Origin of the sequence: Candidatus Chordibacter forsetii (assembly GCF_964187505.1) — a bacterium.
GTDB classification, from domain to species: domain Bacteria; phylum Verrucomicrobiota; class Verrucomicrobiia; order Opitutales; family Seribacteraceae; genus Chordibacter; species Chordibacter forsetii.
Window position 1 is genome coordinate 1 of the sequence record NZ_CAXLML010000221.1, and the last position, 7,610, is coordinate 7,610.

The following is a 7,610-nucleotide window of genomic DNA, read 5'->3' on the forward strand; positions in this document are numbered from 1 at the left end:
ATTGCGACAAAAATGGTCGGGTGCACGCCATTCCTTCTTCAACCAGGCAGGCTTAGCCAGTTGTGGGAATTTCTTTGAAGGCCCGATTAGTGAACGATGCGTGGAATTTGCTGAGTACGACTCCAATCTTTATTGCCTCGCAAATTTGATTGCCAATCGATCCTCAGCTGGCGGTTTTCAAATCGAATTAATTAAAGATTCAGTGCCTGGTTGTGTGCTCGCGATTGCTCATGCAGAGGTAGACTCCAAACTCGACGAAGAATTAAATGCAGTCGCATCGCCCCACCTATCTTCTATACCTGGGGCCCTCTCTAAAGATGCGTGCCTTTGGTCGCTGCTCCAAGGATCAATGAGTCGAGGGTTCCCCAATCATTCAGTTGGAGAACTTGCAGATGCTTCCTTTTTTGGAAAACAACGATTAAAGGGCGAGACCTACCTTTGGTTTGCCTGGCCTGAGATTGAAAATGCCCACTCCGGAGCGGTTGCCTCCACTGAAAAGCCGGGGCAATAATGCCCAAGTTCGGGCGCACAGATCGGCTCACCCATTCCCTGGCAGGCAAATAATTTTCCTTGGTACTTCGCCATATTTAGCCGAACTGCGTTGTAAGGTTGATGGTTTACACAGGCTGAAGACGAAGGCTTGACCCGGGAGCGACTTGCCCAAAACCGATATCGTTCCAACAGAAAATGGTCTATTTTCTTACGAGCCAAATTTTGATTCAAGTCTTCAGAATTCCAAGATGCATCGATCGTAGAAAGTCCGCCCCCTTTTCGGGTACTGGAAAAAGATAAATGTCCGGATTGTAAACTTCCAGATCGTTCAATATGGGCATTATTGTAGGGCAAACCATAAAGCATACGAGCACCGATGACTCCAACTGGGTCCGTTGAATCCAGGGAAAAAAACCATACCCCTTTTCTGCCCTTTTTATCCCTTATATAGGTACGCAAATTCAGCTCCCAAAAATCGCTCCATTTTAACCAACTGATTGGACGAATTCGCAAATTGCTCAAGCGAAAGGCAACAACACTTAACCACGCATCGTCCTCAAAAGTGTCGACCTCCAAATCATCTGGAAGCCTACCCTGAATCATCGCAGGGTTCACTCGGTAGTGTAACATGATGAGATCCTCCCAGTTTTGAGACATAAACCGATTAAGAAAGGATTTAATCATGGGATCGGCTAGTTGGTGGAAAAGCCGGTGGCTGGTTTGGAATTACTTTTTGGGGAAAATCTCGTCCAACTTTTCCCGGCGATAGCGAAAAATCCGCTTTAAGGTACGACGAACAAAAAGAAGGTGAGCAATCGATCCAAAAATCCCAAAGGGTACTTGGTAGATAATATCATCTAACATCCGAGTACCTTCATCCACTTCCTCCAGCCGGTGGGTGTGCAACCACAATTTGTAAGGGCCTACCCTTTGTTCATCCATAAAAGAATATCCCTCCTCCACATACTTAATTTCCGTGAGCCAAGGTGTCCAACCAAGGAGGGGAACTTTTACCTCATACTCAAGAAATAAACCGGCGTAAGCCCGTTCCGGAGGTTTTCCCTTGATTCGAAAAGCGAGATCGGGTGGAGTAATCTGATTGAGGTTTTGTGGAACCGATACGAAATCCCAAAGGGCCTGGCGATCAATCGGCAAAATTTGTTCTTGGGTAAGATGGTGCATGATCTAATTATTAGCGAAGATTATAGAATGAGCAACCCACTTGACCCGCCGCCAAAACCCATATAAGCTAGGCTAATGATAAAGCCCTCTCTAGTTGCCCTCCTCCTCGTTCCTTCTTTCTTTCTTCAAGCTCAGGATTTCATGTCAGACTCTGCAGCTATCAAAGTATCGTACGGGTCCTCCCCGGACCGAAAAGTTGAAGGGACAGATATTGAAATTGGTGGAAGTCAGTGGGAATTAATGACTCCTTTATATTACCACGACGGTGGTGACTGGTCTTTTGGTGCGGGTTTGCGCTATACAAGTACAGATATTGATATTTCAGATGCAACTTTTTTAAAGGAGGATCATTTGCAGTCACTTGAACTGGCCCTGTTCTTAAGCAAAGACTACTCTGACAGCTTAAAGGGGATTGTTTTGTTCGTCCCTGGAATGTCCGGAGATTTTGAAACTACTGGAGGCGATGCCATGAACTACATGGCCATGGCGGGGGTTCGTTGGAAAAAAAGTGAAACCTTCCAATGGATATTCGGGGCCTTTTACTCAACCGGGTTTGACGATGATATATTTCTCCCTGCGGTGGGTTTTATGTGGGAACCATCCGACAAGGCTGACCTGGTTTTCGCCGGTCCGATTATTCGCTACCGATACAGCTTGACGGAATCGTTTGATTGGATTGCCGGCGGACAATTCTCCGGAAACCGATGGCTAACCGAGGCGGATTACAATGATGGTGCGGGAGTCGTGGAAAAAGAATTTTCCATGCAAGCCTACCGCCTCTACACCACCATACAATGGAACCCGACCGAGAAACATGGTGTGTTTGCCACCCTCGGTGCTGAACTTGGGCGAGAAGTTGAAATAAAAAACGCGGCAGGTACCACTCTTGCTGAACGCGACCTTAAAAGTTCTCCGAGTTTCGAGGTTGGTTACCGCTTTCGCTTCTAAAAAATTGTCCCCAAAATTGCTTCGGCAGCCTCCAATCCGGAGATACTTGCCCGCTCGACCCTCTCTCCTCCAAAACCATCTCCGGCAAGTGTAAGTCCGAGCTCGGGGAGGTGCAAGTGGCTGGCACCAAAAGTAACCAAGGGCTTGGCAAAGCCCCAACGATGTGGAACCCATGACAATACTCGGGCTCCCAATTGATCTTCAACAGAGGCCAACAACTCAGGTGCCCATTCTGCTGCGGGCACATCCCAATTTATTTGGGATAAATCAGCGGATGTGTGTAAGGTAATTGCCGGTTTTTGTGAAATTCCTTTTACCTGATTGTCGGACAACCAGTCTATATTTTTGGCAGGATGCGTAACCGCTCCGGGATAAATAAGCCTGGAAGGACGATCCAATATTCCTAGAATTGCTAAGCATCGGGTATGACGGATTGCCTCCAGACGACCCATCGATTCCGCCCCAAGTTTTACTCGGCTTCGGTCAAACAATTCGAGCATTTGCTGGGAAGGCATTGTTATGACGAGGTGATCGGCTTCTAAAACTCGCCCCTCTCCTTCACGCTCCAAAATCTTCCAGCCTTTTGTCCTCTCGATTTTTTCAACGAAAAAATTTAGTGCTAACTTCGACCTCTGAGTAAGCGATTTGGCTGGCCCGGTCATGCCGGTTTTACCGCGGTAACGCATGTCTGTTGGAATATCAGTTCTCCCTGGCACTTGATCGTACCATTCAATCGCCCGTTTTTCTTTACACCATTGTTTGTTGAGAACTTGCAACCGTATATCGCGAGCGGTGTAGAACTGAGCCCCATGATCAATCCTCGCTCCATCCATTCGACGGGTAGCCATACGGCCCCCCACACCCCTGCCTTTTTCGACGACAGTTACCTGATGGCCCGCCTGAGTTAATTGATGGGCACAGGAACAACCCGAAATACCAGCTCCAATGATGGCGATATTCATATCAATTGCATTGACCGGAAGGATCAAATGATTGTGAGAATTTCAAATTTCTAGAAAATGTAGGTGTTTTTAAAATAAAGGCTTTGGATTTCAATATTGTAAATAAAACCCTCTTAAATTATCGAAATACTTTCAACTAAGATATGAGCAGTGCGACTATGACAGCAGAACAAGCAAGCAACTATGATAGTGTAGTTAGCAAGCTTGCGGGTAATTTGCCCAGCATTCCTGTACTGGTTAACGATATGATGAAGGTAGTATCCGACCCTGGTGCTGCAACTTTTGCACTCTGCGACATCATTCAAAAAGACCAATCTGTTTATGCTAAAATCCTTAAAATTGCTAATTCAGTTGAATTCAGAAAGGGAAGAACTGATCGAATTACACAAATCAACGATGCTGTCCTAAGAATTGGCTCAGAAAACGTCCGGCGGACTTTACTCAGCACCTCCGTCCTAGATAGCTTTAGGAGCGATGAGAATGAATCTAAGTTTAAGTTGGAAGGCCTGTGGCTACACAGTTGCGGAGTGGCTCTCGCAAGCCAACTTCTCAGCGAGCGGTATGATGAAGAACTTTCAGACCAAGCCTATGCATGTGGACTTCTGCATGACTTGGGTAAGGTTGCCAAAATCAAATTCTTGAAAAAGGAGTTCCTCAGCGAAGTTAAGTTTACAGACAAGAATAATTGCTCGCTTTGGTTTGCAGAAAAAGCTTTGGGCCATATTCAACACGATCTTCTCGGATCAATGATCATAGAAAAATGGGGGGTTTCTCCCATCATTGAAAAGGTTGCCCGCTGGCATCATACCTACAGCAAAGGTTCTCGTTTTTTAGTAGATGACCCAAAAATTCACAAACTCATCGATATTGTTATGCTAGCCAACCACATGATCAAGGAATTGAGATTTGGAAATAGTGGTTCGGCGGAAATTGAAGAGTTACCATCAGGCTTCTTACGGCGACGCAGAATGAACGAGGAAGAATATATTTCTGCCCGCGAAGCTGTTCGCATGCAAATCGATGCAGAGTCTGAAAACCTAGCGATTCTGTTAAAGGGATAAATTCACTTTTCATTCCCTTGATCCCGCTGCTTGGGCTATCACAAAGTTGAATATATAATTTCGTTGTATGAAATCCAAGGTTCGACGGGCACAAGATCGAGGTTTTGCAGAACATGGTTGGTTGCATGCGAAATTTTCATTCTCTTTCGCCAATTACTACGACCCAGAAAACTGCGGTTTTCATTCCTTGGTTGTGATGAATAACGATGTAATTGAGCCTGGAGGAGGTTTCCCTACCCACCCTCACAAAGACGCAGAGATTTTCACCTATGTGATTTCTGGAGAACTGGAACATAGGGACAGTATGGGAAATGGTTCGGTTATACGACCCGGCGATTTGCAATACATGAGTGCTGGATCAGGGGTAACTCACAGTGAATTTAATCCATCCACTAACCGCGCTACCGAACTTTATCAGATTTGGATGACCCCCAATAAAACAGGCGGAGAACCCCGCTATGCAGAAAAAGAACTAGCTGGAGCTGAAAAGCAAAACGGATGGATCCTTCTTTTTTCGGGCGATGGTAGAGAAGGCTCCACGCCGATTCGTCAAAACGCACAGTTTTTATTTGGAAGAGCGGATGCGGGGACGAATCTTTCAATCAAGCCAGAAGAGACACTTCCTCATGCTTGGATTCAAGTGGTTTCCGGAGCATTGAGTGTCGCTAACCACAAATTAGGAAAAGCCGACGGACTCAGAATTGAAAACCTGAACGCACCTCTCAACTTAACAATCAACGAGGCCTGCTCTCTTTTTCTGTTTCGTCTGTCCGACAACTCATGAGCCAGCAATCATTATTTAATGAAGGTATTGAAGAGTTTGATCTGCCGGATTCAGAACTTCACTATCACCCCCAATTTTTACCAAAGCCAACTGCTGACCGACTACTCCATGACCTCAAAGAAAAGATCGAATGGACCCAAAATACGATCCGTTTCTATGGCAAAGAAAGCTTAGTACCCCGACTCGAGGCCTGGTATGGAGACCCTGGGAAATCCTATGCGTATTCCGGTATCCATATGAATCCAAAACCATGGACTGAGGAGCTTTTAGAAATAAAAGGACCCATCGAAAAACAGGCAGGCGTTACCTTCAATTCCGTACTTATAAATTATTATCGTGATGGAAAAGACCGGGTAGCCTGGCACAGTGATGACGAAAAAGAGCTGGGCCAAAACCCGGTTATTGGATCAGTCAGCTTGGGAGCTGAAAGAAAATTCAAGCTACGTCACAAAAAATTCAAGGAGAACGGGCACAAGGCAGAGATCATGCTCCAACATGGAAGCTTTCTATTGATGAAGGGATCGACCCAACACCACTGGATGCACGAAATTCCGCGAACCGCCAAGCCAATCGGTCCGCGGATCAACCTAACTTTTCGAATTATTCTCTAATATTTACGCTTTTGCGATTGATCCAACCCGACATCCTAGTCGATCTATAGACCATGCGTATCTCTTTTATTTTTACCTACCTAGCTCTATTAGCTAATTTACCTTTGATGGGATATGAGGCGATGCATGAAAAAACTCCGGTTGGAGAGATTAGAGTTCTCGAACTTCCTAAACGGATCGCCCTCGAAGCTAAGAGCACCCAAGGTTATTTTTCTGAAAACAATGGATTGTTCCGCACTTTGTTTGGATACATATCCAAGCACGATCTATCTATGACCACTCCAGTTGAAGCAGAAATTAAACCTGGGAAAATGCGTTTTTTTGTCGGTGAAAAAGATACAACCAAAAAACGCCCAAATACAGGTAAGGTGGAAGTGATAAACCTGGACCCCATTACAGTCGTAGCGATTGGCATTCGGGGTAGTTACAATAGTGAAAACTTTCAAAAGCATGAAAAACTCCTTCTTAAATGGATCGATGACAATCCGAATTATGAAACTAGCGGTTCTGCTTACGCCGTGTACTGGGATGGTCCATTCATTCCGTGGTTATTAAAACGCTCGGAAGTTCACCTTCCCATTCGTTCCTCCAAATAAGAATCTAAAGAGAATCAACCATCCAAAAAACAATGAAATTCATCCCCTTGCTACTCGCATCTATCATGAGCACTGCATCCGCTTCTACTGTTTACGATCATCAACTCGTCGATATCGACGGTGAAAAAACCAAGCTCTCCACCCATCAGGGAAAAGTAATGCTCTTGGTAAATGTGGCATCCCGGTGCGGATTTACTCGTCAGTACAAAGGGTTGGAAGAACTCCACAAAACATATAAGGATAAGGGCCTGGTAGTCTGTGGCTTTCCCTGTAATCAATTTGGCGGACAAGAACCTGGTACCGAAGCAGAAATCAAAGAGTTTTGTTCCACCAAATTTGGGGTATCTTTCCCAATGTATTCGAAAATTGATGTCAATGGACCAAACAGGCACCCCCTGTATGAATCAATTATTGGAGAGTCGGGTCCGCTCTCAGGGAATGTAAAATGGAATTTTACCAAAATCCTCATTGGCAAAGACGGTAAACCGATCGACCGCTTTGGGAGCATGACCTCTCCAACTTCCAAGAAATTAACCAAAGCAATCGAGGCAGCTCTAGCTAAATAGAGAATCCTACGCCAAAGAAGCGATTACGATGAGGAATCATTTCCTTATCATTTTCCTCCCTATCGGACTGCTTTCTTTTACGGGCTGTATAAAAATGGAAATGCGGGGAGGAATGATCCCTTACATTGGGTTCAAGCATTCCCCCCCCGAACCCGTATCTGCTAAACCGATCAACGACAACGGTTGGCGAAAAGGCAATTTCCATTGGCCCCAGTTTCGTGGCCCCGAGAGGACGGGACATGCCCCGGAACAGGGAGTCGACATAAATTGGAACACTGCCCCTTTACCCGTCTGGGAAAAAGTGAGTGGGCCTGGGCATTCTTCAATCATATCATCAGAAAAACTCCTCTATACTTTAGAACAGAAAGGGGATGAAGAGACCCTGACTGCCCGTTCCCTGCACAATGG

10 protein-coding genes and 1 pseudogene are annotated in these 7,610 nt (G+C 45.5%); 8 read left to right on the forward strand and 3 right to left on the reverse strand.

Going from position 1 to position 7,610, the window contains the following annotated elements; all coding sequences use genetic code 11:
* Positions 1-511: hypothetical protein (locus ACKPQ4_RS09495; RefSeq protein ID WP_407680944.1), on the forward strand; the 511-nt coding region annotated here is incomplete at its 5' end.
* Here the strand turns inward: ACKPQ4_RS09495 and ACKPQ4_RS09500 are convergent.
* Together ACKPQ4_RS09500 and ACKPQ4_RS09505 are read right to left on the reverse strand one after the other, a co-directional pair.
* On the reverse strand, positions 433-1,176 hold the full coding sequence (locus ACKPQ4_RS09500) for a YqjF family protein (RefSeq protein WP_407680945.1): 744 nt from the start codon (positions 1,174-1,176) through the stop codon (positions 433-435). The genes ACKPQ4_RS09495 and ACKPQ4_RS09500 overlap by 79 nt on opposite strands.
* A 42-nt stretch (positions 1,177-1,218) precedes the next feature.
* On the reverse strand, positions 1,219-1,674 hold the full coding sequence (locus ACKPQ4_RS09505) for an SRPBCC family protein (protein WP_407680946.1): 456 nt from the start codon (positions 1,672-1,674) through the stop codon (positions 1,219-1,221).
* A 75-nt stretch (positions 1,675-1,749) separates the two neighbouring features.
* Between ACKPQ4_RS09505 and ACKPQ4_RS09510 the strand changes: the two genes are divergently transcribed.
* A complete protein-coding gene (locus ACKPQ4_RS09510; protein WP_407680947.1) occupies positions 1,750-2,622 on the forward strand; it encodes a DUF6268 family outer membrane beta-barrel protein in 873 nt (290 codons plus the stop codon).
* Here the strand turns inward: ACKPQ4_RS09510 and ACKPQ4_RS09515 are convergent.
* Positions 2,619-3,584 (reverse strand): NAD(P)/FAD-dependent oxidoreductase, encoded by a 966-nt coding sequence (locus tag ACKPQ4_RS09515; protein ID WP_407680948.1) that lies wholly within the window; start codon positions 3,582-3,584, stop codon positions 2,619-2,621. The genes ACKPQ4_RS09510 and ACKPQ4_RS09515 overlap by 4 nt on opposite strands.
* Positions 3,585-3,727: 143 nt before the next feature.
* Between ACKPQ4_RS09515 and ACKPQ4_RS09520 the strand changes: the two genes are divergently transcribed.
* The 6 genes and pseudogenes from ACKPQ4_RS09520 to ACKPQ4_RS09545 form a co-directional block, all read left to right on the forward strand.
* Positions 3,728-4,645 (forward strand): HDOD domain-containing protein, encoded by a 918-nt coding sequence (locus ACKPQ4_RS09520; RefSeq protein ID WP_407680949.1) that lies wholly within the window; start codon positions 3,728-3,730, stop codon positions 4,643-4,645.
* 67 nt (positions 4,646-4,712) lie between these two features.
* Entirely contained in the window at positions 4,713-5,429 is a 717-nt protein-coding gene (locus ACKPQ4_RS09525) for a pirin family protein (RefSeq protein ID WP_407680950.1), read from the forward strand.
* Positions 5,426-6,040: an alpha-ketoglutarate-dependent dioxygenase AlkB family protein gene (locus ACKPQ4_RS09530; RefSeq protein ID WP_407680951.1), complete on the forward strand. Its 615-nt coding sequence runs from the start codon at positions 5,426-5,428 to the stop codon at positions 6,038-6,040. Before ACKPQ4_RS09525 ends, ACKPQ4_RS09530 begins: the two co-directional genes overlap by 4 nt.
* Before the next feature lie 53 nt (positions 6,041-6,093).
* The gene (locus ACKPQ4_RS09535; protein WP_407680952.1) at positions 6,094-6,636 is read left to right on the forward strand and encodes a heme-binding protein; all 543 of its coding nucleotides are present in this window, start codon (positions 6,094-6,096) and stop codon (positions 6,634-6,636) included.
* A gap of 65 nt (positions 6,637-6,701) precedes the next feature.
* Positions 6,702-7,202, forward strand: a complete 501-nt coding sequence (locus ACKPQ4_RS09540) for a glutathione peroxidase (protein ID WP_407680953.1) — start codon at positions 6,702-6,704, stop codon at positions 7,200-7,202.
* A 28-nt stretch (positions 7,203-7,230) separates the two neighbouring features.
* Positions 7,231-7,610, forward strand: a pseudogene (locus tag ACKPQ4_RS09545) (hypothetical protein); the annotation flags it as partial.